This is a genomic window from Amycolatopsis acididurans, from assembly GCF_012328925.1.
Taxonomy (GTDB): domain Bacteria; phylum Actinomycetota; class Actinomycetes; order Mycobacteriales; family Pseudonocardiaceae; genus Amycolatopsis_E; species Amycolatopsis_E acididurans.
In genome coordinates, this window is the sequence record NZ_JAAXLS010000012.1 from 95,022 (window position 1) to 120,044 (window position 25,023).

Annotated in this window: 22 protein-coding genes; 15 read left to right on the forward strand and 7 right to left on the reverse strand. The window is 66.5% G+C overall.

The features are described from left to right. The first annotated feature begins 20 nt into the window (after positions 1–20). Positions 21–974, forward strand: coding sequence for an SDR family oxidoreductase (locus tag HFP15_RS19240; RefSeq protein WP_168517549.1), 954 nt, complete (start codon positions 21–23; stop codon positions 972–974). Between the two features lie 47 nt (positions 975–1,021). On the opposite strand, the gene HFP15_RS19245 is transcribed toward HFP15_RS19240, so the two are convergent. Beyond that, positions 1,022–1,789: a sugar phosphate isomerase/epimerase family protein gene (locus HFP15_RS19245; RefSeq protein WP_168517704.1), complete on the reverse strand. Its 768-nt coding sequence runs from the start codon at positions 1,787–1,789 to the stop codon at positions 1,022–1,024. A gap of 107 nt (positions 1,790–1,896) precedes the next feature. Then, positions 1,897–2,901, reverse strand: a complete 1,005-nt coding sequence (locus HFP15_RS19250) for a Gfo/Idh/MocA family protein (RefSeq protein ID WP_168517552.1) — start codon at positions 2,899–2,901, stop codon at positions 1,897–1,899. Between the two features lie 250 nt (positions 2,902–3,151). Between HFP15_RS19250 and HFP15_RS19255 the strand changes: the two genes are divergently transcribed. The 6 genes from HFP15_RS19255 to HFP15_RS19280 are packed head-to-tail and all read left to right on the forward strand — an operon-like array spanning position 3,152 to position 9,881. Continuing rightward, positions 3,152–3,934, forward strand: a complete 783-nt coding sequence (locus tag HFP15_RS19255) for an IclR family transcriptional regulator (RefSeq protein ID WP_168517554.1) — start codon at positions 3,152–3,154, stop codon at positions 3,932–3,934. A gap of 47 nt (positions 3,935–3,981) precedes the next feature. Then, positions 3,982–5,862 carry a 3D-(3,5/4)-trihydroxycyclohexane-1,2-dione acylhydrolase (decyclizing) gene (iolD, locus tag HFP15_RS19260; protein WP_281355599.1) on the forward strand — a complete coding sequence of 627 codons (1,881 nt, stop codon included), beginning with the start codon at positions 3,982–3,984 and terminating at the stop codon, positions 5,860–5,862. Continuing rightward, positions 5,855–6,802, forward strand: a complete 948-nt coding sequence (locus HFP15_RS19265; protein ID WP_168517556.1) for a PfkB family carbohydrate kinase — start codon at positions 5,855–5,857, stop codon at positions 6,800–6,802. The genes iolD and HFP15_RS19265 overlap by 8 nt, the downstream gene beginning before the upstream one ends. After that, positions 6,792–7,568 (forward strand): 5-deoxy-glucuronate isomerase, encoded by a 777-nt coding sequence (locus tag HFP15_RS19270; protein WP_168517558.1) that lies wholly within the window; start codon positions 6,792–6,794, stop codon positions 7,566–7,568. The genes HFP15_RS19265 and HFP15_RS19270 overlap by 11 nt, the downstream gene beginning before the upstream one ends. After that, entirely contained in the window at positions 7,522–8,388 is an 867-nt protein-coding gene (locus HFP15_RS19275; RefSeq protein WP_168517560.1) for a beta/alpha barrel domain-containing protein, read from the forward strand. The genes HFP15_RS19270 and HFP15_RS19275 overlap by 47 nt, the downstream gene beginning before the upstream one ends. Then, the gene (locus HFP15_RS19280) at positions 8,385–9,881 is read left to right on the forward strand and encodes a CoA-acylating methylmalonate-semialdehyde dehydrogenase (protein WP_312871647.1); all 1,497 of its coding nucleotides are present in this window, start codon (positions 8,385–8,387) and stop codon (positions 9,879–9,881) included. The genes HFP15_RS19275 and HFP15_RS19280 overlap by 4 nt, the downstream gene beginning before the upstream one ends. Positions 9,882–10,175: 294 nt before the next feature. Here HFP15_RS19280 and HFP15_RS19285 read toward each other — a convergent pair whose 3' ends face one another. Continuing rightward, on the reverse strand, positions 10,176–10,901 hold the full coding sequence (locus HFP15_RS19285; RefSeq protein WP_246271852.1) for an IclR family transcriptional regulator: 726 nt from the start codon (positions 10,899–10,901) through the stop codon (positions 10,176–10,178). 573 nt (positions 10,902–11,474) lie between these two features. Between HFP15_RS19285 and HFP15_RS19290 the strand changes: the two genes are divergently transcribed. Together HFP15_RS19290 and HFP15_RS19295 are read left to right on the forward strand one after the other, a co-directional pair. Continuing rightward, positions 11,475–12,449 carry an AraC family transcriptional regulator gene (locus HFP15_RS19290; protein ID WP_168517564.1) on the forward strand — a complete coding sequence of 325 codons (975 nt, stop codon included), beginning with the start codon at positions 11,475–11,477 and terminating at the stop codon, positions 12,447–12,449. A 3-nt stretch (positions 12,450–12,452) separates the two neighbouring features. After that, on the forward strand, positions 12,453–13,262 hold the full coding sequence (locus HFP15_RS19295; RefSeq protein WP_168517566.1) for an AraC-like ligand-binding domain-containing protein: 810 nt from the start codon (positions 12,453–12,455) through the stop codon (positions 13,260–13,262). On the opposite strand, the gene HFP15_RS19300 is transcribed toward HFP15_RS19295, so the two are convergent. The 3 genes from HFP15_RS19300 to HFP15_RS19310 form a co-directional block, all read right to left on the reverse strand. Next, a complete protein-coding gene (locus HFP15_RS19300) occupies positions 13,259–13,912 on the reverse strand; it encodes a hypothetical protein (protein WP_168517568.1) in 654 nt (217 codons plus the stop codon). The two genes, HFP15_RS19295 and HFP15_RS19300, sit on opposite strands and share 4 nt — an antisense overlap. A gap of 169 nt (positions 13,913–14,081) precedes the next feature. After that, the gene (locus HFP15_RS19305; protein WP_312871649.1) at positions 14,082–14,357 is read right to left on the reverse strand and encodes a winged helix-turn-helix domain-containing protein; all 276 of its coding nucleotides are present in this window, start codon (positions 14,355–14,357) and stop codon (positions 14,082–14,084) included. 346 nt (positions 14,358–14,703) lie between these two features. Then, the gene (locus HFP15_RS19310) at positions 14,704–16,392 is read right to left on the reverse strand and encodes a GGDEF domain-containing protein (RefSeq protein WP_168517572.1); all 1,689 of its coding nucleotides are present in this window, start codon (positions 16,390–16,392) and stop codon (positions 14,704–14,706) included. A 213-nt stretch (positions 16,393–16,605) separates the two neighbouring features. Between HFP15_RS19310 and HFP15_RS19315 the strand changes: the two genes are divergently transcribed. From HFP15_RS19315 to tsrT, 4 genes are all read left to right on the forward strand, one after another. Further along, on the forward strand, positions 16,606–17,961 hold the full coding sequence (locus HFP15_RS19315; protein WP_168517574.1) for a tryptophanase: 1,356 nt from the start codon (positions 16,606–16,608) through the stop codon (positions 17,959–17,961). Between the two features lie 162 nt (positions 17,962–18,123). Next, on the forward strand, positions 18,124–19,116 hold the full coding sequence (locus HFP15_RS19320) for an AraC family transcriptional regulator (RefSeq protein ID WP_168517576.1): 993 nt from the start codon (positions 18,124–18,126) through the stop codon (positions 19,114–19,116). Between the two features lie 53 nt (positions 19,117–19,169). Beyond that, a complete protein-coding gene (locus HFP15_RS19325) occupies positions 19,170–19,469 on the forward strand; it encodes a helix-turn-helix domain-containing protein (protein WP_168517578.1) in 300 nt (99 codons plus the stop codon). Between the two features lie 83 nt (positions 19,470–19,552). After that, positions 19,553–21,208, forward strand: coding sequence for a tryptophan 2-C-methyltransferase (tsrT, locus tag HFP15_RS19330; protein ID WP_168517580.1), 1,656 nt, complete (start codon positions 19,553–19,555; stop codon positions 21,206–21,208). Between the two features lie 38 nt (positions 21,209–21,246). Here tsrT and HFP15_RS19335 read toward each other — a convergent pair whose 3' ends face one another. Next, a complete protein-coding gene (locus HFP15_RS19335) occupies positions 21,247–22,149 on the reverse strand; it encodes a sulfite exporter TauE/SafE family protein (RefSeq protein WP_168517582.1) in 903 nt (300 codons plus the stop codon). A 119-nt stretch (positions 22,150–22,268) separates the two neighbouring features. Here HFP15_RS19335 and cysD point away from each other — a divergent pair, with 119 nt between their 5' ends. Both cysD and cysC read left to right on the forward strand, forming a co-directional pair. Beyond that, on the forward strand, positions 22,269–23,177 hold the full coding sequence (gene cysD, locus HFP15_RS19340) for a sulfate adenylyltransferase subunit CysD (RefSeq protein ID WP_168517584.1): 909 nt from the start codon (positions 22,269–22,271) through the stop codon (positions 23,175–23,177). Next, the gene (gene cysC, locus HFP15_RS19345) at positions 23,177–25,009 is read left to right on the forward strand and encodes an adenylyl-sulfate kinase (RefSeq protein ID WP_168517587.1); all 1,833 of its coding nucleotides are present in this window, start codon (positions 23,177–23,179) and stop codon (positions 25,007–25,009) included. The genes cysD and cysC overlap by 1 nt, the downstream gene beginning before the upstream one ends. Positions 25,010–25,023: the final 14 nt, after the last annotated feature.

The window sequence follows — 25,023 nt, forward strand, 5'->3', positions numbered from 1 at the left end:
CCTACACGGCTGGAGTGCCTATGAAGGTTTATGTCACCGGCGGAACGGGCTTCGTTGGCTCGAATATCGCGAAGCTTTACGGCGAGTTTTTCGGACTGGACGTGGTCGTGGGCGGCAGGAAGCCGCCGGAGCGGGCACTGCCCGGCAGCTTTTCCCAGATCGACTTGCTTGACCGGGACGCCGCGCGTAAGGGCATCGTGGAGCAGGCTCCCGATCTCATCGTTCACTCCGCGATCTTCAACGATCTGTCCGGGATCTACGCCGACCGGCAGCTCGCCTGGGACTCCTATGTGGAGGCGACGCGGGCCGTGGCCGACGCGGCGAACGAGCTCGACGTGCCCATCGTCTTCGTGTCAACCGACTGGGTTTTCGACGGCACGCAAGCGGGAGCGACCGAGAGCACGCCACCGAACCCGGTCAACTACTACGGGCTGCTCAAGGTCGCGGGTGAGCTGGTCACGCTCGAGCGGGCGCACAAGCCGATCGTCGCCCGGATCGCCGGTGTGAACGGGATGCACTGGGCGCGAGCGGAGGGACCGCGGACACAGGATGCGGGCTTCGGGTTCTTCGTCGCTGCCCTCGTCGACGCGTTGAGTGCGGGCAAGCCGTTCACGGTGTGGGAGAGCGAAGCGATCAACGTACGGGCCACGCCGAGCCTCGCCAGCGAGAGCGCGGCGATGATGCTCCGGCTCGCACAGGCCGGGGCGTACGGCACTTTCCACTGCGTCGGCGGGGAATCCGTCACTCGGATGGAACTCGCGAAGCTCGCGGCAGAGGTGTTCGAGCTCGACGCAGGTCTGTTGCGCAGCGGGCCGCCGGAAGCGGGAGGGGTGCCGCCGGCGCCCGTGCCCTACGACACCAGCTTGGACGCGCGGGCGACAGCCGCGGCGATCGGCTACGAGCTTCCGACGGTCCGGCAGCTGCTGACCACCTTCCGGCGCCAGCGCGAGACCGGTGAGGTCCAGCCGGTCTGAAGAAGACGGTGGGCCAGGGCGCGAGAAGCCCTGGCCCACCACGAGAACTATCCGAGGGACCGCAGAAACTCCACACTCGCGCGGATGTCCGCCAGAGGCCCGTCCTCACCCGGCTCGGCGGCGAGGACCCGGTCCTGCTCCGGGACGTACCAACCCGAATAGCCCCGCGACTCCAGGAACCGCACGATCTCCCGTAGATCGATGCCGCCCTCGCCGAGTACCCGGTACATCCCGTCGCGCACGGCTTCGGTGTAGGTGCGCTCCGACGACCGGACGCTGTCCATCAGCGCCAAGTCGACGTCCTTGAGATGGACGTGGACGATCCGGTCTGCCGCGGCGTGCACGAGTTCGACCGGATCGGTGCCCCCGACCAGGAGGTGACCCGCATCGATGCACAGCGGCACCTCGCAGTCATCCAGGAACCGGTACACCTCCGAGCGCGTTTCGACCGTGGTGCCGACGTGCGGATGGAGGCACGCCTGTACCCCACGCTCCGCCGCTCGCGCGGTGATGCGTTCGAGGTTTTCGATCAGCTGCTTCCATTCGTCGTCATCGAGCGCGGGACGGACGTCGTAGCCGGTGAGACCGGAGTCGGCCGCGATGACCATGACTTTCGCGCCCAAGGTGTCGAATGCGTCGAGGATCCCCTCCACAACCGGCTCGATCGTCTCCGGCTTCGCGTGCAGGACGATCGGGTTGAAAGAGCCGAGAGCACGCAGGTCGAACGACGCGAGCATGTCCCGCTGGTCAGCCGGTGTGCCTGGAATGAAGCCGACCGGACCGAGTTCGGTATAGCTCAGGCCCGCCTCGCGCATCTCGGACAACACACGACTCGCCGCGATTTGATGACCCCAACCCGGGACTTCGCAGATGCCCCACGACGCGGGGGCGCCGGCAACGCGTTCGGCGATGGGAGCACGGTTCACAGGGCAGCGACCTCCTGGATCCGGACCGGGCGATGCTCACGTCGCGACAACTCGACCGCTTCAGCGATGTATGAGGCCTGGAGTGCGTCTTCGACGGTGCACGGGTTTTCGCAACGTCCTGCCGCGACATCGATGAAGGTACGCAATTCCTCGGCGTAGGCGGGTTCGAACCGGTCCCAGAACAAGGTCCAGGCGGGTCCGGCGGGGAACTCGACACCCGGTTCGGCGGAGCGGATCGGCGTACGGTCCGTCAGACCGACGACATGGTTTGCCTCGGTGCCGATGATCTCCATCCTGATGTCGTAACCCGCGCCGTTGTAACGCGAACCCTGGAACGTCACGAGCGTCCCGTCATCCAGCAGCAGAGTGCCCACCGACTCGTCGGGGTCGTGAGCCTTGGCGAAGTAGTCCGCGCCGCGGTTCGCGCCGATCGAGTACACCTCGACCACCTCTCGGCCGGTGACCCACCGGAGAATGTCGAAGTCGTGGATGTGCAGGTCGCGAGCAATGCCGCCGGACGTGACGATGAACGACTCCGGCGGGGGCGCGGGGTCGCCGCTGATCAGGTGAAGTCGCCTGAGGTCCCCGAGTTCGCCGTTTCGCAGGGCCTCTCGACCTGCCGCGTAGCCCTTGTCGAAGCGACGCTGGAAGCCGACCTGAACCGGCACGTCGTTCGCCGACACCAATTCCAGTACTTGTTTCGTGCGTTCCGCGTCGATCGCTACGGGCTTCTCACAAAAAGCCGGGACGCCTGCTTTGACCGCCGCCTCGATGAGTTCGGCGTGTGCTGAGGTGGCTGTCGAAATAACAAGGCCATCGAGATTCGCGTCGAACAACTCGTTCAGGCTCGCCGCGACGACTCCGTTGGCCTTGGCCGCGACCGCGGACGCTCGATCGCGGTCTTCGTCGAATACTACGAGTTCGGTGACGTCATCGTGAGCGGCCAGCACCATGGCATGACCGGCTCCGATACGACCTGTTCCAGCGATACCAACTCTCATCGAGCTCGGTCCTCCCAGACGTGGGACAACGGGGACTGGGTTGCGGTCAACAGTACGCAGGTTTCAGTGAGTGATCCGACGGTACAGGCCGCCCGATCTGCCCGGCAAGGCTCTGGGAGCCGCTATTCGCGGCGTTTGATGCGCCAGACAAGATCTTTCACATCTTCCTGTTGCGACATGCGCACAGAATCGGTTTGTTGCGTATAACGCGCCATTGTGTACCCACAAGTTGCGCTATATGCTCCTCGCCATGAGTAGCGTGGGCGCACTGGAGCGCGGGCTCAGGATTCTGGACCTGCTCATCGAGGTCGAGTCGGACCCGATTCGGCGTGAGGAAGGGCTTGCGATTCAGCAGGTCGCGCTCGAGCTCGACATCCACAAGAGCACCGCGTCTCGCCTCATGCAGACGCTTGTGGCCAGGGGTTATGCAATCCCGAACTACGGCGGCAAGCGCGGTTTCCGGCTCGGGCCCGCCGTCGAGGTGAGCTCCGGGCTGAACATGAACCAGCGCCGGCTGACCGAGCTGGCGCACCCCTACCTGGTCCGGCTCGTCGACGAGACCGGCGAGTGCGCTCACGCCGCAGTTGCGTCCGGCGCAACCGCACTCGTCATCGATGACGTGGAAACAGGACAGCCGTTGCGGGTCGTCGCGGGCACCGGGCGCCGGGTTCCGTTGCACTGCACCTCCGCGGGCAAGTGCCTGCTGGCACTCGGGCTCGCGACGATCCCGGCGGAACTGCCTGCCCGCACCGCACGGACTATTACCAATCCTAATATTTTACAACTGCACCTTTCCGAGATTTTGGAGCGCGGCTACGCGCTCGACGACGAGGAAAACCATTCCGGGGTCCGCTGTATCTCCGTTCCCGTTTACTACGGCGCCGGTGGCGCGCCGGTTGGCTGCATTGGGATCGACGGACCTTCGGTGCGCGTGGTCGAAGGCGAAATAGACAAGCTGGCCCGCAAGGTCATCGAAGTGGCCCAGGAGCTGTCTGCTCGGCTGGGGGAGGACCACTTGCTCCCCGTGGGATAGCCGAACAGCGGTTTTCCGGAGAAGGGACAACGGCGTTGAGTATCCGGTTGACGACAGGTCAGGCGATCGTCCGCTACCTGATGAATCAGTATGTGGACTTCGACGGAGTCTCCGAACGGTTTTTTGCCGGGATGTGGGGGATTTTCGGGCACGGCAACATCGGCGGTGTCGCGGAGGCTTTGCAGGAGGCGGGACCCGAGTTCCCGTACTACCTGGGGCGCAACGAACAGGGCATGGTGCACGCGGCGGTCGCGTACGCGAAGCTGAAGAACCGGCGCCAGGCCTTCGCCTGCCTGTCCTCCATCGGACCGGGCGCGACCAACATGGTGACGGGTGCGGCTACCGCCACCGTGAACCGGCTGCCGGTGCTGATCCTCTCCGGCGACACGTTCGCGGAACGGCTGCAGGACCCGGTGCTGCAGCAGGTCGGCAGTGAGCACGCCGGCGACCAGACCGCGAACGACTCCTTCCGATCCGTGGTGCGCTATTGGGACCGCATCACCCGCCCCGAGCAGCTGATCAGCTCCCTGCCCGAGGTGATGCGCACGCTGACCTCGCCCGCGGACACCGGTGCGGTGTTCCTCGGCCTGCCACAGGACATCCAGACGTACGCGTTCGATTTCCCGGAGCAGATGTTCGAACCACGAACCTGGTACATCCCGCGGCTGCGTGCCGACGAACGGCAGATCGCCCGCGCCGCGGCGTGGATCCGCGACAGCGAACGCCCGCTGATCGTCGCCGGCGGCGGCGTGCGCTACAGCGAGGCCTTCGACGCGCTGCGTGCGTTCGCCGAGCGGACCGGCATCCCGGTCGCGGAAACCCACGCGGGCAAGGGAGCGCTGAGCTACGACCATCCGTTGAGCCTCGGCGGCGCCGGTGTCGCCGGGACCCGCGCGGCGAACCTGATCGCCGAAGCCGCGGACCTGGTGATCGGAATCGGCACCCGCTACACGGACTTCACCACCGCGTCCAAGACCGCCTTCCAGCACCCCGGCGTGCGCTTCATCAACATCAACGTGTTCGAACAGGACACCTACAAGCACGCGGCGGTGCCGCTCGTCGGCGACGCACGCGCGGTGCTGGAGGAACTCGACGCGACACTCGGGGGGTACGAGACCGCTCCGGCGTACCGCGACGAGGTGCTGCGGCTGAACCGGGACTGGAACACCGAAGTCGAGCGGCTCTACAACCTCGGCAAGGACCCGATCAGCCAGGGCGAAATCATCGGCGCGGTCGAGGCTTCCACCGGCCCACGCGACGTCGTGGTCACCTCGGCGGGCAGCCTGCCCGGGGACCTGTTGAAGCTGTGGCGTTGCCGCGATCCGCTGAGCTACCAGGTCGAGTACGGCTACTCGGTGATGGGCTACGAGATCGCCGGTGGTCTCGGTGCCAAGCTCGCGGACCTGGACCGCGAGGTGTACGTGATGGTCGGCGACGGATCGTTCCTGATGATGAACACCGAGATCGCCACCGCGGTGCAGGACGGCATCAAGATCATCGTCGTCCTGATCGACAACCGTGGATTCTCCAGCGTCGGCCGGGTTTCCGAGCAGGTCGGCAGCGAAGGCTTCGGCTGCCACTTCCGGGCCCGGTCGGATTCGGGCTGGTACAGCGGCCAGCCACTGGAGGTGGATTTCGAGGCGGTGTGCCGCGGCTTGGGTGCCGAGGCGGTCACCGTCAAGACGAAGTCCGATTTGGAATCGGCGCTCCAGGACGCACGCGAGTCGGACCAGACCCGGTGCATCGTCATCGCCACCGACTGGCACGAACGCGTGCCCGGTTACGCCTCGTGCTGGTGGGACATGGCGACCGCCGAGGTCTCGACCATTCCCGCCGTCCGCGAGGCACGCCAGGACTACGAGAAGGAGAAGTCGCGCGAGCGGTACCTGATGGTGCCCGGTCACCCGCATTGGGGCGGCGATGACTGATCTGCTCACGGTCGGCCGGGTGAACCTGGATCTGTACGCCCAGCAGACGGGTGCCGAGTTCACCGAGGCCCGCGGGTTCGACGCCATGATCGGCGGTAGCCCGTCCAACATCGCGATCGCCGCCGCCCGGCTCGGCGTCCGGTCGGCGGTGTTCACGGCGGTGGGTGACGATCTGGTCGGCGAGTGGGTGTCACGGGCCTTTGACAGGGAGTCCGTCGATACCCGCTATGTCGCCCGGAAGCCGGGCGTGCACACGTCGCTGGCTCTGCTCGGGCAGATCCCGCCCGACCGGTTCCCGCGCACCTTCTACCGCGACAATCCGGCCGACATCCACCTGACCAGGCAGGACGCGGAGTCGCTGCCGCTGGACCCGGTGGGTGCCGTGCTGGTCTCCGCGGACGTCTTCGCGCGCGGATCGTCGGCGGAAACCGCCGCCTGGATTTTGCGGACCTGCCGGGAAAAGGGCACCACCACCTACATCGACCTGGATCTGCGGCCGGAGCACTGGCCGAAGCCGGACGAATACTCGACGCTGGTCGGTGCCGCGGTGCGGGACGCCGACGTCGTGCTGGGCACCGCGGAGGAGTTCGCGGCGCTGCACCAGGTCGAGGTGCGTGACGTGGGCCGGGTCCTCTCGGCGGGCGAGCGGACGCTGGTGCTCAAGCGCGGCGAGGACGGCGCGACCGTCCTGTCGCCGGACGGCGAGTTCGCGGCACCGGTGTTCGGTGTGACGGTGGCGAGCACGGTGGGTGCCGGTGACGCGTTCGCCGCCGGGCTGATATCCGCGCGGTTGAACGGATCCGGCTGGCAAGCGGCGGCTCGGTTCGCGAGTGCGTGCGGAGCGATCACGGCCAGCCGGTTCGGTTGTTCCCGGGGCTTCCCCTCGCTCGACGAGGTCGCCGACCTGCTCGGCTTGGAGGTGGCTGCCGATGGCCGTTGACGACCTGCGGTATCTGGGTTTCCGGGCGCTGTCGCTGCGTCCGGGTGAGACGGTGGAGCTGGACACCACCGGCCGCGAAACGGGTGTGCTGACGATTTCGGGCTCGGGCACGGCGGCCGCGGACGGCGACAAGTTCCCGCTGCGCCGGCGCGACGTGTTCGAGGAGTTGTCGGGTCTGCTCTACGTGCCGCCGGGCACGGCCCTGACGCTGACCGCGACGACGGAATGGACCGTCGCGGTCGGCACCGCTCCGGCGTCCGGCCGCTATCCCGTCCGGCTCATCGCACCGGAGGAGATGAAGGTCGAGCAGCGGGGCGGCGGCGTCGCGATTCGCCAGATCCACCACGTGCTGACGCATCCGCTGCCGGCGGAACGGCTGGTCGTGTACGAGGCGCTCGTGCCGGCCGGGGCGTGGGCGGGCTGGCCGCCGCACTGCCACGACGGGCGGCACGGTTCGCCGAACTTCGAGGAGACCTACTTCTTCCGGTTCGACCGCGCCGAGGGCTTCGGGTTTCACCGGAACTACGTGGAGGACGGCTCGTTCGACGAGACCTTCGTCGTGCGGGACGGGGACTGTGTGGCAGTGCCGCGCGGTTTCCACGTGACCGCACCATCGCCCGCGGCGAACATGTGGATCCTCAATTTCCTGGCAGGTGAGCCGGTTGACGAAGAGCGCGCACGACCACCGTATTTCGACCCCACGACGAGCTGGATCACAGATGACTGGTCACGAGGACGTCTTGAGCTTCCCGTCGCCGTCCGGTGAGCGGCTGCGCGCGGCGGCGAGCTGGGACGGCGTGTACTGCCTGCTCGCCCTGGACCATCGTGACGCGATGCGCAACGCGTTCGCGCGCGCCGGTCTCGACGGCGTGGACGAGGAGAAGATGCTGCAGGTCAAGGGCCGTATCGCGGACACGCTGACCAGTCGTGCGTCCGGCATCCTGCTGGACCCGGCCGCGCTCGAACGCTGCCGGCCGAAGGACGCCGGCGTGCTGATGCCGCTGGAGGCGCAGGGGTACGAGCCGTTCGCCGGGGGCCGGCTGACACGGCTCGAACACACCGTCGCCGAACTGGCGGAACTCGGCGCGGACGGCTGCAAGCTGCTGATCTACTACCGCTACGACCACCGGGAAACGGCGTGGCGGCAACGAGAACTGGTGCATCGGGCGGTCGCCGACTGTCGCCAGCACCGGCTGCCGCTGGTACTGGAGCCGCTGCTCTACCGGCTGGAAGGCGAGACCTCCCACCCACACCCGGATCTCATCGTGGGTGCCGCTCGTGACCTGGCCGGCATCGGCGCTGACCTGCTCAAACTGCCTTTCCCCGGTCGCCGGGAGGCGTGCGAGCAGGTGAGCGAACTCGCGGACTGGGTGCTGCTCGGCGGAAGCGACACCGACCGGGACACCTTCGCCGAACAGCTCGTGATCGCCACGAGCGCCGGCGCGTGCGGGTTCATCGCGGGACGGCCGATCTGGGGCGGGGCACTGGGATTGGACGAGGCCGAACAGGCGAAGTGGCTCGCCGAGGACGCGCTGCCCTACTTCGACCGGCTGACCGACATCGCACACGGAAGGACGATCGCGTGACCGCCATTTCCACCGACCGCATCGGTCACTGGATCGCCGGGAAAATCAACGTCAACGGCGGTGATACCGGCCCGGTGTTCAACCCGGCGACGGGTGAGCAGACCGGTTGCGTCGAGTTCGCGACGGCTGCCGAGGTCGACAGCGCCGTCGAGGCGGCCAAAGCCGCGTTCCCGGAATGGCGTGCGATGTCGTTGGCGCGCCGGGCGGAGCTGTTCTTCCGGATCCGCGAGGTCTTCCTGGCCAACCGGGAGGAGATCGCCCGGCTGGTGACGGCGGAGCACGGCAAGACCTTTGCCGACGCGTTCGCCGAGGTCGGGCGAGGCGTCGAGGTCATCGAATACTGCTGCGGCATTCCCGATCACCTCAAGGGCGAGTACGCGGAGCAGGTGTCGACCGGGGTCGACGTGCATTCGGTGCGCCAGCCGCTGGGTGTGTGCGCCGGCATCACGCCGTTCAATTTCCCGGCCATGGTGCCGATGTGGATGTGGGCGCCCGCACTCGCCTGCGGCAACACCTTCGTGCTGAAACCGTCCGAAAAGGACCCGTCGGCGCCGATGCTGATGGCGGAGTTGCTGCGCGAGGCCGGGGTGCCCGACGGCGTTTTCAACGTCGTGCACGGCGATCGCGTGGCCGTGGACACGCTGCTGGGGCATCCGGATGTCGCGGCCGTGTCGTTCGTCGGTTCGACCCCGGTCGCCCGCCACGTCTACGAGCAGGCGACGGTGCGGGGAAAGCGCTGCCAGGCCTTGGGCGGAGCGAAGAACCACATGATCGTGCTGCCCGACGCGGACATCGGCATGGCGGCGGATGCCGCGGTGTCGGCCGCGTACGGTTCGGCCGGCGAGCGATGCATGGCCGTGTCGGTGGTCGTCGCGGTGGGCGGTGTCGGAGACGCGCTGGTCGAGGCGATCCGGCAGCGGATCGCGAAACTGACGGTCGGCGACGGTGCCGATCAGGTCGACATGGGGCCGCTGATCACCGGCGAGCACCGGGCGCGGGTCGCCGGGTATGTCCGCAAAGCGCCGGGGGAAGGCGCGACGATCGTCGTCGACGGGCGTGTCGCCACGCCGGACGGTGACGGCTACTTCCTCGCCCCGTCACTGCTGGACCACGTCAAACCGGGCATGAAGGCCTACGACGACGAGATTTTCGGCCCGGTGCTGAGCGTGACGCGCACCGATACCTACGAAGAGGCCGTGCGGCTGGTCAACGACAACCCGTACGGCAACGGAACGGCGATCTTCACCCGCGACGGCGGCGTCGCGCGGCGGTTCCAGTGGGACGCGCAGGCCGGCATGGTCGGGATCAACGTGCCGATCCCGGTGCCGGCGGCACAGTTCTCCTTCGGCGGCTGGAAGAACAGCCTGTTCGGCGACACCCACATGTACGGCCGCGAGGGAATCAGGTTCTACACCCGCGGCAAGGTCATCACGTCGCGATGGCCGGATCCGGCCACCTCGCGGGTCGACCTCGGTTTTCCGGAGACACGATGAAAAGGAGATTCTGATTCCGCGTTAGCGTCAGAAAGGTTAAAGAAATGCCATTGGTAGCAGAATGTAGAAGTTGCAAGACGCGTATCTCGGGCCCGGTCTATCTCAAGGAGCTCCTGGCCACCATGGCCAAGAACGGCTGGCTGGTGGACGATATCGAGCCCCAGTGCCCACGCTGCATCGCCGAGGAACAGCGGTCCGCGTGTGCGCGTGCCGGCCGGTGATGTCCGCGCGGGATCTGCCTGCCAGGGTTCGGACACCGCCACGGCGATCCGGACCCTGGGCAGGCTGGGCGCGTCAGGCCGGCGAGGACTCCGGCTCGCCCTGCAGCGGGTTCGTCGCGATGCCCGAGGCCGTGTCCAGCAGCGCCTTCGCGACCTTCTTCACCTCTTGCATGGTGAACCGCGACGACGGACCGCTGACGCTGATCGCCGCGGGCAGGTGCGTGCCGAGCAACGGCGCCGCCACGCAACGGCCGTCCTCCTCGTTCTCCCGGTCGTCGATCGCATATCCGGTGCGCCGGACCTTGGCGAGATCGGCGAAGAAGTCGTCGATCGCGGTGATGGTGTTGCCCGTGCGCCGCTCCAGACCGGTCTCCTTCAGCAGATCGCGGACCCGGTCTTCCGGCAGCTGGGCGGCGATCGCCTTGCCGAGCGCGGTGCAGTGGATCGGCACGCGATCGCCGCGCGAGGCCGCGAGCCGCACCCCGCGCCGGCTTTCCACGATGTCGATGTAGATCACGTGGTCGCCGTCGAGGAGGCCGAGATTCGCGGTCTCACCGAAGTCGTCGCGCAGTTGCTGCAGTGACGGGCGGGCACGCTCACGCAGGATTTCGAGGTGGCGCGACTGCATGCCGACGAACCCCAGCCCCAGCCGGAACAGCCCACCCTCCTCATCGCGTTCGACGTAGCGGTGGTTCTCCAGCGTCCACAGGTAACGAAACGCGGAAGACTTCGGCAGTCCGGTGGTCTGCGCTACCTCGTTCAGCGTAATGCCGTCCACGGACTCCTGAAGCAGGTTCAAGATCAGGCACACTCGTTCCACAGCGCGTACGGAGTAATCGCGCTCCTCCTCCGAGGCTCCTTGCTCCGGAGAGGAAAGGTCATCGGGATCGTGCTTCCGGCGGCGTCCCACAGCTTTACCTCATTTCGAGCGCTAACGTTTGCGTTTCAGATATTACCGTTCGCGTACGCCATACGTCAGGGGGCCAGTGCCGTCTTTGCGTCACATTCCGTGAGAATCCGGCACCTTCGTCCGCTGGGTGTGACCCGTTCGCGAGCTTGACGGCCCCCGGGTGGCCCCCTTGACGGCGGCGGCGTGTACTCGTAGCGTTAGACGCGCCTGGAAGATCGTGCGTTTCGCTGAATGAAACCACGCGCGGACGCCGATATTCGCCGCGGGTATTTCCGCGGGCCGTTGTCCGCACGTGCTATCTGGCTCCAACCGACCAATAAAAGCCTTGGCAGTCGTGCGTTATTGATTTACTTTGGGTGATGGTTGGGTCTTGTCTATCCGCCAGGTCGGCGTACGATGTGGATTTCACGTTTCACTTGCGAAACGACGGAATCAGGTCCATCAGCCGAAAGCAGGCGTTGCATGGAACAGGATGGCAAACGTTATCCGTTCGCGGACTACCCGGTCTTCGCCTCGACGGACATCGACGAGGTCCGCGAGAAGATGGCCCGGATCATGTGCCCGCACGTGCTCAAGCCGCTCGACGCGGGATTTCGGCTGGACGCGGTGATGAACTCGATGCCGCTGGACCATCTCGTGCTGAGCTACGTGCATTACGGCGCGCCGGTGTACGTCGGGCCCGGGCGGACGCAATCGTTCACGGCGGTACAGATTCCGGTCGCCGGGCACGGCACGATCCTCAACGGTTTGACGGTCGTCGACTCCTCGCCCGAGCGGATCCTGGTCAGCCGGCCGGACGAGCCGCTGGGCATGAAACTGTCCGCGGACACAAGGCTCCTGCTCGTCAAAGTTCCCACGGAATTCATGACGCAGAAGTTGAGCGACGTGCTCGGTGGTCTTCTGGGCGAGGAACTGCGCTTCGAACCCGGAATGGACGTCACCAAGGGTCTGCAGCGTCGCTGGCTCGAGGATTTCGTCAACCACGTCCAGCACATGCATTTGTTCGCACGCCGGCTTTACCTGCCGATTTTCGAGGAACGCTTCGTGCTCAGCCTGCTGTTCCGGCAGGAGAACAACTACAGCGACATCCTGGCACACCGCGCGGTGCCGGCGTCGCCGGTCAAGCGCCGCGAGGCGCAGGACCTCCTGCACGCCACCCCCGACGATGCGCACACCGAGGGCTCGATCGCGCGCAGTGTGGACGTGAGCCTGCGCTCGTTGCAGCAGGCCTTTCATGGTCACCTGGGCCGATCGGTCGGTGAGTACCTCGCCGACGTTCGCCTGCGCCGGGCCAGGGAGGAACTGTTGCAGGCCGCTCCGTACGAAACCACCGTGCGCGCCGTGGCCGCACGCTGGGGCTTCGTCGAACCCAACTTCAGCCTGCGCTTCATCGCGACGTACGGCGAATGGCCCATCGACACCCTCCGAGGGCGCTGAACGATGAAAGACAACGCATTCTCCTACGCCCGAACCTCCGACGAGGGGATGGCGCGGGCGTACGCGATGCCGATACTCGGTGCGCATCACCTGTGCGTCAACGGAAATCACGAACGCTTCGACATGCGGATGAGCGCGGTGCGAGGTCTTTCGACGACCGCGGGAAGCCTCGCCTACAGCACCGAGGTCCGCGTCGTCCTGGAGCCGGCGCGGACGCACTACCTCGTACTGATCGTGTTCGCCGGCCGGGCCGTGTTCGGCTACCGCGGCGGATACGTGGATGCGCGAATCAGCGACGTGCTCGCGTTGTCCCCGGAGCAGGCGGCGGAGCTGACGTTGTCGGCGGACTGCGCGTTGCGGATCGTGCGGATCAACCCGGCGCTGGTCCGGCATCGGATCGCCACACTGGTTCCGGGTGCGGCCGGGGAGACCGTGGTCTTCGAACCACGCTCGTGCGCACTGGGCGGGGCGAGTGATGCCGTCACGAAGAGCGTGCGGCGGCTGCTCAGCGATCTGCCGGAGGACCCGTTCCGCCCGGCGTCCGAGCGGTCCTTTGTGGACTGGTTGGTGCGGCATCAACCGAACCAGTTCTCGCGGCGACTGGGCGATCCGGCGTATGCCGACGGGATCGTGCCGTTCGCCAAGGTGGTCATGCCGCTCGAGCAGAAGGAGCTCTCGGAGCATGCCGCCGAACTCGGAGTAGGCGAAGCGGACCTGGACGCCGCTTTCGTGCGGGAGACGGGTGCTTCGGCGGCCGAATACCTCGCCGGCGCCGCGAGGCGCAAACGGCGCTGGTTCCGGCGTCGCGGCTAACTTTCCTTGGCTTCGGACTCCGGCCACCACTGATCGAGGATCTCCATTCGCGCGTCGAGCAGGGCCGGGTTTCGCAGATCGACGATGTGCACGCCGTTCCAGCGGCGGAAGCCGACCCGTTCGAGCATCGAACCCGCGCGCACGCTCGCGAGTTCCGCCGACACCCGATCGCCCGAGCATCGGAAATCCAGCGGCGAAACGCGGCAGGCGCCGATGCGTGCGTCCGGGGTCAGGATCCGCAGCGAACTCGCGATCAGCGCCGTACCGAGGCCGTGTCCGCGCCACGGTTCGGCCAGTTCCACCCGGCGCAGGATGAGCATCCGCGGCGGGCCGGGACTCAGCGTGGCATCCAGTTCCGGGTGCAGTCTGCCCTTGTCCGGATCGATGACGGTCTCGGCGATGAACTCCAGCGCCCATTCGCCAAGGACGACCGAGTCCAGCAGGTTGCGTTCCTTCGTGAGGTCGGCGATCACGAGCGAGACGTCGCCGACGTGCCGGAATTCATCGGGACAGGGATCTAGGAGTGTGATGTCGGCGGACGCATGCCATTGTTCGGGCTGCTCGTCCTCGTCGTCTATCTGCCACCAGAAACGGCGATGCGAGAGTGTCAGCTCAATGGAAAGTGGATTCGCGGGTAGATCAGGAACCACGAGTCAGGCACCAAATCGACGAGGGTTGCACGTGCATTTGCGAGAGCATTCCGGCGAGGCCGGTCTTTCTCCGTTTGCGGGCACACCGCGAATCGTGAGTACACGTACGCGGTGAGTCAATAGGGTTAACCCTGCAGGGGCAGAATTGGGACCCTTCAGGCAAATTTTGTCACCAGGATGTTTCATTGTGCACCGATCTGCGGGAATCCGCAACATAAGTTCCCTTGGACCTGATGGTGATTACCAGTCCGCGGTATCGCAACAAGCGGGTCGCGTGCCGGGCCGTGCCGAGCGAGACGCCGTACTCATCCGCCAGTCGCCGTTCCGACGGCAGCGGTGTATTCGGCGTCAATTCCCCGGCCTCGATCCGAGCCGCGAGGTGATTCGCCATCATCTCGTAGAGGTAGCCCGGTGTGTCCCCGGGCTCAAATTTGGGCACGGCCACGTACATGACCGTAGGAGGGGCTTGAACTGCGTTCTTTCGCGGACGCGCAAGCGTGCGGCATGCCGCGCGAAGACTTGGTTGTGGATGGAATTCCTTCACCTTTTCGCGGAAGTCCACACTAAATGGTGGAGCTGAAAGGCTTTCACGTAGAACCTTTCGTGCTCGCGGCGATACGTAGCGATGTAAACCTATGCAGGCAGCTGAAGGTCACGTATGCTCAAACGTGAAGGCACGACGAGCTGGTTTCATGTTGTGCTTGCCCGGCGCCCAGCCCTCCCCCTCGGGGCGCCGTGGCACGGGGCCCCGGTGCACCAACCCCCTGGCGCCGGGGCCCTTCTCAGAGGGGTTATCGCGCCGGTGAGGGTCTCGCCGGCTGGTCCGAGCCGCGCAGGATCTCGACCCGGTCGCTGCCCGGCCAGCCGTTCACCCAGCTGGATCCCTCGACGTGCTTGGCGTGTTTCTTCAGCGGTGCCAGCAACCGCGAAACGTCGCGGTACGACCTGGCCTTGCCGCCGGCGCAGACCATGGTCGCGAGCGACACCGTCACCGGCAGCCCCTCCGCGGACCACGGGGCGTCGAGCAACGTGTCGGCGACCGTGGTGATCTCGTCGATATCGCACGCGATGAGGAAGTCGTCGCCGCCGACGTGGCTCACCGTCACGCTGCGCAGCTTGGCGCCGAGATCGGTGAGCGCGCGGCCCAGCGAACGGATCAGATCATCGCCGGCGGCGAACCCGGCGGTGTCGTTGACCTTCTTGAACGAGTCGACGTCGAGCCAGGCGACCACCGTCGGACTGCCCGCCTCGAGCCTGCGGTCGACCTCGCGCGCCACCGCGTCGCTGCCGGGGAGCCGGGTGAGCGGGTTCAGCGCCGCGGCCTCCTCGATCTTGGCCTCGGCCACGCCGCGCACGATCTCGTTCACGATCACCACGCCGACGCACTTGCCCACGTCGTCGATCACCACGATGTCGTCGCCGCTGCGCGCGAGATCGGTGTCGGCGACCAGGTCGAGAAGCTCGAGCGCGCCCGCGTTGGCCCGGATCGTGTTCGGCGCGTCCGCCAGCCGGGCGGCCGGTTTGTGCGCGTGCAATGCGTGCCCGAACGGACCGGTCATCTCGAGCAGGAAGCGGCTACGGTCGATCGACCAGCGTGGCCGTCCCTGCCCGTCCAGTCCGACGATGCCGGTCGGCGCGTCGTGATCGAGCAGGACGTTGCGTACCTCCTCGCAGGTCGCCGTTTCGGGCAGGGTCGTCGCGGGCCGCAGGAAGTCCCGTACCCGCGGGCTGTTCGGCCGGGCGACGACGGTCTCGGGCTGGACAGCGGTCGTGGACGTCGCCGACTTGAGCGGGACGGTGCCTTCGCGGGCCGGTGCGAACAGGTTGCCCTGCACGATCCGGATGCCGAGCTGCCGCACGGTCGCGAGCTGCTCCTCGGTCTCGATCCCGGTCGCGACCAGGCGGATGTCGGTTCGGGCGGTGAAGTGCACCAGCGCCTCGACCAGTGCGACCGTGGATCTGTCGGCAGGCAGCCTGCGCAGCGTCGTCCGGTCGAGCTTGATCAGGTGCGGCCGGGCCTCGGCCAGCAGGTTGAGCGGGATGTCGCCCGAGCCGAGGTTGTCGAAGGCCAGCCGGAAACCCAGTTCGCTGAACCGGCGCGCGCCGGCCAGCAGCGCCTTCGGGGACACGCCGTGGAACGGCGAGCCGATCTCGAGCACCACCTCCCGGGCGCGGCGCCCCGCCTTGCCGAGCGCCTCCATCAGCGTGTCGAGCACCAGTTGCGGCGCGGCGGCGGACAGCGCGGTCAGGTTGAGATGCAGCGGAAGCAGCGTTTCGTGCGACGCGTCCTCCAGGACGGCACGGGCGGCGAGCGCGGCATCGACCGTCACCAGCCGGCCCTTGCGCATGGCGTAGCGGAGCAGCTCCTGAACCCTGCCCGAGGCAGGCCGGGCCAACGCCTCAACCCCGACTGTGCCGCCCGTGTGCAGGCTGTACAGCGGTTGAAACGCGAAGCTGACCTGCTCGACCGCTACTTCCACGGCTCAAATCTTCGCTCGTCGCATATGGACCTTCGTTTAATTGTGGCTCGATAGTTACCCGCGAATAACGTTCAGATAAATATTGTGGCGAAGGTCACGTCGAATATTTGCCGACTGTCCACCTTGAACTGGCCCCTACCGCGGCTCGTACCGACCCAGCACTCTGGAGAGACTGGCCCGCACTGGTGCGAGGAGGCATGGGTGCCGTCTTTCATGGAGCCGTTCCGAATCAAGGCAGTAGAACCGATTCCCTTTCCTGGACCGGATGAGCGCCGCGCGGCGCTGGTCGCCGCCGGCTACAACCTCTTCCGGGTCCCGTCCCGTCTTATCACCATTGACCTGCTCACCGATTCAGGGACCGCGGCGATGTCCGCCGCACAGTGGTCGGCATTACTGTCCGGTGACGAGTCCTACGCCGGTGCTCGTTCATTCGAGCGATTTGAAGTCGTTGTTCAGGAGTTGACCGGTTACTCGGAGGTACTGCCGGTTCATCAGGGCCGGGCGGCCGAGCGAATTCTGCTGCATGCCCTTCTCGGCCTCGGTGACCTTTGTGTGAGCAATACGCACTTCGACAGCACGCGGGCGAGCGTCGAGGCGGCCGGTGCGCACGCCCTCGACCTGCCCGCGCCGGTCGAGGACGACGTGGCCGACCCCTTCGGTGGCGACATCGACACCAAGGCGCTGCGCGAGCTGCTCGCGGGCACGTCCGGTCCACGGGTCCGCTGCGTCGTGCTGACGGTCACCAACAATGCCAACGGTGGTCAGCCCGTCTCGCTGCCGAATATCGTCGCGACGCGGAACCTGTGCGACAAATACGGCATTCCGCTGTACCTGGACGCTTCGCGATTCGCGGAGAACGCCTATTTGATCACCGAACGCGATCCGGCGCATGCGAAATCGACGCCCCGCGAGGTCGCGCACGCGATGTTCGAACTGGCCGACGGATGCTGGGCGAGCCTGAAGAAGGACGGCATCGCCAACATCGGCGGGCTCATCGCACTGCGGGACGCGCCGCTCGCGGACCGGCTGCGAGAGCAGGTGATCGCGTTCGAAGGGTTTCCCACCTACGGTGGTCTCGCCGGGCGCGATCTGGAGGCGCTGGCGCAGGGCCTCATCGAGGTCACCGACGCCGACTATCTGCGGTACCGGGCGGAATCCGCCCGGTGGTTCGGTGAGCAGCTCGGCCTCGCGGGCCTGCCGGTGCTGCAGCCCACGGGATGCCACGCCGTGTATGCCGACGCCGGATTGTTGCTCGATCACATTCCGGCGCAACAGCTGCCCGCGACGGCCTTCGCGAACGAGTTGTACCTGGCAGGCGGGGTGCGGGTGTGCGAGCTCGGAACTCTCGTCTTCGGCCGTCGCGATCCCGGCGGCGGTGCGGATCTGCCCGCGCCGCGCGAACTCGTCCGGTTCGCGCTGCCGCGGCGCGTGTACACGGCGAGCCACCTGGAATACGTCGTGGACGTGACGGAGGAGGTATGTGCCAAGGCGGAGGCCCTGCGGGGTTACCGGATCGCGCGCCAGGGTGGGGCGATGCGCCAATTCACGGCCACACTGGAACCGCTGTAGATCGCGAGTTGGTATTCAACCCGTAACGCACTGCAAGTTGCAGTCCGCAAAGTCCACCCATTTGCCGGTACTTCCGTCGCGGAAAAGGGCAGACAGTATGTGGTGGAGGTGTTTGGGAGTCGACCTCACCTGGAAACCTCGACAACCGACTGCCCGGGACGAATGACCGCGTTACCACTCGAGAACTACAAATTATTCGAGTCCAGAGATCTAGACGAGACTCGGGAGCAGGTTGGCAAGATCTTCTGTCCGCACCGCCTGGATGTCGTCGGACGACGGCCGCAACTCGATGCCAGATTGCATTGCCGTCGCCTGCGCAATGTGGCGGTAACATATGTCTCCTATGGTGAGGACGCCCGGGTCACTCCCGGTGAGCTGGAAGCATTCTTCGCCGTCCTGGCGCCCGCTACGGGAAAGGGTACCTATCAGTGCGGCTCCGAGCACGCGCAAACGGATCAGAACAATATTTGTATAGCAACTCCCACCGAATCTTTGGCCATGCGTCTTTCCGCCGACTGCGGAAACGTGGTCTACCGCATCGAGCGGGCCGCCGTGGAGGCGCGACTGTCCGAGATGATCGACGGTCCGCTGCGTGAGCCCATCCGGTTCCAGCTCGGCATGGATGTCACGCGAGGATTCGCACGCAGCTGGTACAGCGCACTTCGTGCCGCGGTGTCCGATCTGGACTCCGGCGACACGATGCTGACGCACCCGTTGTGGATGGAGCAGTTCGAGCAAAGCCTGATCACCGGTTTGTTGCTGGCCCAACCGCACAACTACAGCGCGATGCTCTCCGGTGACGATCGCCCGGTGCCGTCCCGCCTGCTCGGCGTCGTCGTCGACATGATCGAGGGGCACCCGGAATGGGCGCACACGACGACGAGCCTGGCCAGGCAGGCGGGAGTCAGCGTACGGGCGCTGCAGAAGGCTTTTCGTGAACAGCTGGACAGTTCGCCGAGCGAGTACCTGCGCGGCGTACGCCTGCAGCGCGTCCACGACGAGTTGTGCGCGGCGCAATTCGACGCCACGACAGTCGGCGAGATCGCGAGTAAATGGGGCATGCCACACCATGGTCGTTTCGCGGCGGTGTACCGGCAGCGATTCGGCGAGTCACCCAAGCAAACCCTTGCCCGCCAGCATGCACGAAGGGGATAGAAGTGTACGTGAAACGGATCGCCGGCCTGTTCGCCGGCTTCTAACGTCGAGTCATGTTGACCCGCGAGAATGCCTTGGCGTCTCGTAACAGGCCCGGTGACAGCCTGCCCATCGGACGGCTCATCCGGTCGACTCGCCATGAGCACGGACTGACACAGTATGACCTGGCCGATGCGCTCGTCGCCGTGTCGGGCAACGAAAGCCTGGGACGCGACGAGGTTTCCCGCTGGGAGCGCGGCAAACGCGTTCCCGGTCCCTACTGGCAGGGTTGGCTCAGCTCGGTGCTGGGAATCGCACCGGAACGGCTGCGCGCGTCCGCGCGGCTGGCCAAGGAGCTGAGGTGGCACCAATGAAACTGGCCCCCTGATTTTCGTTCCACTCCCAGTCACACTTCTTCCCACGGGGAGATCGTTGCTGTCACCGGGAGTCGGAGTAAATGGGGAAAGCACTAGTCACCTTGGTCAACCCGAATCTGGTCCATCCTCCTATCACGCCCTATGCGCTGGATATCCTGACCACGTCCTTGGAGGCGGACGGATTCGACGTCGAAGTAGTCGATCTCACCTTCAACAGGGACGACTGGTCCACCGTTCTACGAGATTATTTCGCGGATCGTTCCCCGCTTCTGGTAGGAATAACCATCCGCAATACGGATACCATTTATGCTCAGCAGCAGCGCGTCTTCCTCGGCGATCACCGCGCGATCATCGAGGAGATCAAGGCAAGCACCTCGGCGCCGATAATCGCCGGTGGTGTGGGCTTTTCGTCGATGCCGTTCGCGCTGATGGACTACTTTCAAATCCCCTACGGCGTGAAAGGGCCGGGGGAGAACACGATCGTGCTGGTGGCCAACGCGCTGTTGCGCGGAGCGTCGCCGGATGCCGTACCCGGACTGCTCGTCAACCGCGGCGTGGGCAGCGTCGACGGTATCGCGATGGTGGGCCGGCCTCACCGCCGCAGGGCGGTGTTCAGTCCGCTCAACACCGGCACCAGCTATGTCCGGCGGTCCGGTGACGAGTACAAAGTGGACAACCTGCGTTACTACCGCAGCGGTGGTCTCGGAAATATCCTGACGAAGAACGGGTGCGCCTACTCGTGTGCGCACTGCGTGGAGCCGGACGCGAAGGGAACGCATTTCACGCGCCGTGCCGTGGAAGCGGTCGTGGACGAGATGGAGGCGTTGTGTGAGCAGGGTGTGCTCGACCTGCACACCACCGACAGCGAGTTCAACCTCGCGATCGCGCACAGCAAGGCGGTGCTGCGTGAGGTGATCCGGCGGCGGGAAACCGATCCGGGCTCGGCGTTGCGCCGGCTGCGCCTGTGGATCTACGCGCAGCCGACGCCGTTCGACGAGGAACTGCTGGAGCTGCTCGTGCGGGCCGGGTGCGCCGGCATCAACCTCGCACCCGACCACGTGCGGGAGGACCTGCTCGACGACTGGAAGGTGACCGGCCGGGGCCGCCGCTATTACGACTTCGACGACGTGCGGCGGCTGGTCGAGCTGACCAAGATGTACGAGCTTCCGGTCATGGTCGAGGTGCTGCTCGGAATGCCCGGCGAGACACTGGAGACGATGACCGAGGCGGTCGAGCAGACGCTCGCGTTGAACGTGACGGTCGCCGGATACAGCCTCGGCATCCGCACGTTCCCGTACTCGCCGCTGGGCATTCAGCTCGCCCAGCAGTGCAACGGCGAGCGCACGGTGCCGGGCCTGCAGTCCGACACGGCGACCGATCCGATCGTGCTGAAGCCGCGGTCGCTGTGCGAGAGCCTGGTCGAGTACGAGCGCCAGTTCGCCTTCGACCGCGAAGGCCGGTTCCGGCCGGTGTACTACCTCTCGCCGGCGCTGCCCGAGTCCCCGACGACGCTGGCCGCACCCAACGGCCGCTGGGTGAACACGGTGAAACTGTTGTGGGATCTGGTGCCGGAGTCCGAGCACTACCGCGTGATGCTGCCGACCCTGCCGGGCATCACCGAGGATGACAACAACTATGCCGACAACCCGTTCCTGCTGCGACTCATCGAGCGCGGCTACACGGGGGCGTTCTGGTCACACTGGCCGCAGCGGAAGCAGATCATGCGCGCCGGCTGAAGGGAGCGGGCCCCGCCGGATTCCGGCGGGGCCCGCCTTTAGTTCGGCCGCCGCACGGCGTCGGCGGCCGGCTGTTTGACCCCGATCGGCGGCGGCACCGTGCGGCGAATTCCGGCCGCCGCGATGGCGAGCACCGCGAGCGATCCACAGCACAGCAGAATGACGGTCGAAGGCACATGCCAGAGTGCGAGACCGGATCCGAGCAGCAGGATCGCCAGCGCCCAGCGAAGGAAGCCGCTCGGCGCACGGGACGAGAGGAACGCGCCGCCGAGGATTCCGGGGATCGCGCCGATCAGGACTCCCGCCACCAGGCCGAACTTCGTGTCGCCGACGATGAGATGGCCGGCCGCGGCCGCGGCCACCATGGGGATGGCCTGCACCAGATCCGTTCCGACCAGTTCGTTCACGCGTAGCCGGGGGTGGGTCAGCATCAGCGTGACGATGATGAGTGATCCGGACCCCACCGACGTCATGCCCACGATCAACCCGCCGACGAGCCCGATCAGCAGCGTCGGCACCGGGCGCACGGGCACCCGCTCGCCCGGCAGCGCGGGACGCCGGTTCAACAGCGCGCGAGCGAGCGTGCCGAGGACCGCCAGCAGCAGCGCGGCTCCGATCGCCAGCTTCAGCCGTTCCTGGAGCGCGTCGCCGTGGCCCAGCAACGGCAGGATGAACGCCCCGGCGAAACCGGCGGGCACCGCGGTCGGCAGCAACCAGCGCACGATGTCCCAGCGCACCGTCTTCGCGCGCTGATGGACCGCGGCGCCGACCGGCTTCATCGCGACCGACGCGGCGAGGTCGCTTCCGACGGCCGCGGTCGGATCGACGCCGAAGAGCATCACCATGATCGGGGTCATGAGCGCGCCGCCGCCCATACCCGTCAGCCCGACGGAAAAACCGACGAGCAGCCCGGCGACGATCAGCGGCCACGAGAAGGTCATGTATTCACCGTATTGACTCCCGGCGTGAGACAGAGAGGGCCTTGTTTCTCCCGGCCGGCGCGCATTGCCTGAAGAAAACCCTGCTCTCACGAGCTTTTCCGCGGCTTACGGTCACTGTGATGACTACTTGCGAGCCGTCCTACCTACAAAGTCTCGAAGCCGAGTCCGTGCACATCTTCCGAGAGGTCGCGGCCACCTTGGAGCATCCGGTGCTGCTGTTCTCCGGCGGCAAGGACTCCGTCGTGATGCTGCACGTGGCCGCCAAGGCGTTCTGGCCCGCGCCCGTGCCGTTTCCGGTGTTGCATGTGGACACCGGGCACAACTTCGACGAGGTCATCGCCTTCCGGGATCGGGTCGTGGAACAGCTCGGTGTGCGGCTGCTCGTCGCGCGCGTCCAGGACGACATCGACGCCGGCCGCGTCGTGGAAGAGACCGGGCCACGGGCTTCGCGTAACCGGCTGCAGACGACGAGTCTGTTGCGCGCGATCCGGGAAGGCGGCTTCGACGCCGTGTTCGGCGGGGCGCGGCGGGACGAGGAAAAGGCGCGCGCCAAGGAACGCGTGTTCAGCTTCCGCGACGAGTTCGGTCAGTGGGATCCGCGCAACCAGCGGCCGGAGCTGTGGAACCTGTACAACGGCCTGCACCGCCGCGGCGAGCACATCCGGGTCTTCCCGTTGTCCAACTGGACCGAACTCGACATCTGGTCCTATATCGTGGCCGAGGAGATCGACCTTCCGTCGTTGTACTTCGCGCACCGGCGGCGGGTGGTGCAGCGCGACGGCATGTTGCTCGCGGACACCCGGTACCTGACCGCGCTGGACGGCGAGGAGAGCTACGAAGCCACGGTGCGTTTCCGGACTGTCGGCGACGCGACGTGCACCGGATGCGTGGAGTCGTTCGCGGCGACCGCGTGCGAAGTGGTCGCCGAAGTCGCGGCGACCCGGCTGACCGAACGCGGGGCGACGCGGGCCGACGACCGGATTTCCGAAGCGGGCATGGAAGATCGCAAGAAGGAAGGTTACTTCTGATGCCTCAGCTGGTACGGCTGGCCACGGCAGGCAGCGTCGACGACGGCAAGTCGACGCTCATCGGGCGGTTGCTGTTCGACTCCAAGACCCTGTTCGAAGACCAGCTCGCCGCGGTGGAACGGGCGAGCAGACAGCGCGGGGAGTCCTATCCCAACCTCGCGCTGCTGACCGACGGCCTGCGCGCCGAACGCGAGCAGGGCATCACGATCGACGTCGCACACCGGTACTTCGCCACCCCACGCCGGAAGTTCATCATCGCCGACACACCGGGGCACATCCAGTACACCCGCAACATGGTCACCGGCGCCTCCACCGCCGACGTGGCGCTGATCCTCGTCGACGCCAGAAAAGGACTGCTCGAGCAGTCGCGGCGGCACGCGTTCCTCGCGGCCCTGCTCGGGATTCCGCACCTGGTGTTGTGCGTGAACAAAATGGACCTCGTCGGCTGGTCGCAGACGCGGTTCGAGGAGATCTGCGACGAGTTCCGCCGGTTCGCGATGAAACTGGACGTGCACGACGTGGTGTTCGTACCGATCTCGGCGTTGCACGGCGACAACATCGTGCACCGGTCGGCGAGTATGGGCTGGTACGAGGGCCTGCCGCTGCTGCACCACCTCGAAGAGATGCACCTGGCCTCCGACCGGAACCTCATCGACGCCCGGTTCCCGGTGCAGTACGTCATCCGGCAGCACGAGAAGGATTTCCGCGGCTACGCCGGCACTGTCGCGAGTGGAGTGTTCGCGGCCGGCGACGAGCTCGTCGTGCTGCCGTCGGGTTTCCGCACCAGGGTGAGGGCATTGTGGGGACCGGGCGGCGCCGAAACCGCCGAAGCTCCGGCCTCGACCGCGGTCACCGTCGAGCTGGAGGACCAGCTGGACATCGGTCGCGGCGACCTGTTCTGCCGTCCGGGAAACCGGCCGCTGGTCGGCGCCGACCTCGACGCGATGGTCTGTTGGTTCGCGGAGCAGTCCACGCTGCGGCCGGGAGCGATCTACACCATCCGGCACACGACGCATACGACCGCGGCGGAAATCCGGGGACTCGACTACCGGCTGGACGTCAACACACTGCACCGCGACGAGAACGCGACCGGCCTCGCGCTGAACGAGATCGGCAGGCTGCGCCTGAAGACGCGCCGCCCGCTGCTGTTCGACCCCTACCGGCGGAACCGGACGACGGGCAGCTTCATCCTGATCGATCAGGCGACCAACAACACCGTCGCCGCGGGCATGATCCTCGGGCCGAGCTCGCCGGCGTCGCGGATCGTGTGGCACACCAACGCGGTTTCGCGTGAACAACGGCCGTCGCAGGGGGCCACGGTGTGGCTGACCGGGCTGTCGGGTTCCGGTAAATCCAGCGTCGGTGTCGAGTTGGAGCGCCTTCTCGTGTCCGCCGGGCGGCCCGCGTACCTGCTGGACGGGGACAACTTGCGCCACGGCCTCAACGCCGATCTCGGCTTCGGCGAGGCGGACCGTGCGGAGAACGTGCGGCGGGTGGGCGAGGTGGCGAAGCTCTTCGCCGATGCCGGACTTGTCGTGATCGTGTCGCTGATCAGCCCGTACCGGGCGGATCGCGCACGTGTTCGCGCCGCGCACCACGACGGTGGGCTCCCGTTCGTGGAAGTCTTCGTCGACACCCCGCTGGCGACGTGCGAGGCGCGCGACCCGAAGGGGTTCTACGCCAGGGCGCGGGCCGGGGAGATTAGCGGCTTCACCGGCGTCGACCAGGCCTACCAGCGACCCGTCTCGCCCGAGTTGGTGTTGCGGCCCGGCGACGGCGATCCCGCCAAGATGGCCGCGAAGGTCCTTCACGTCCTTGACGGCCTGGGCTGACCGCACCTCACCCA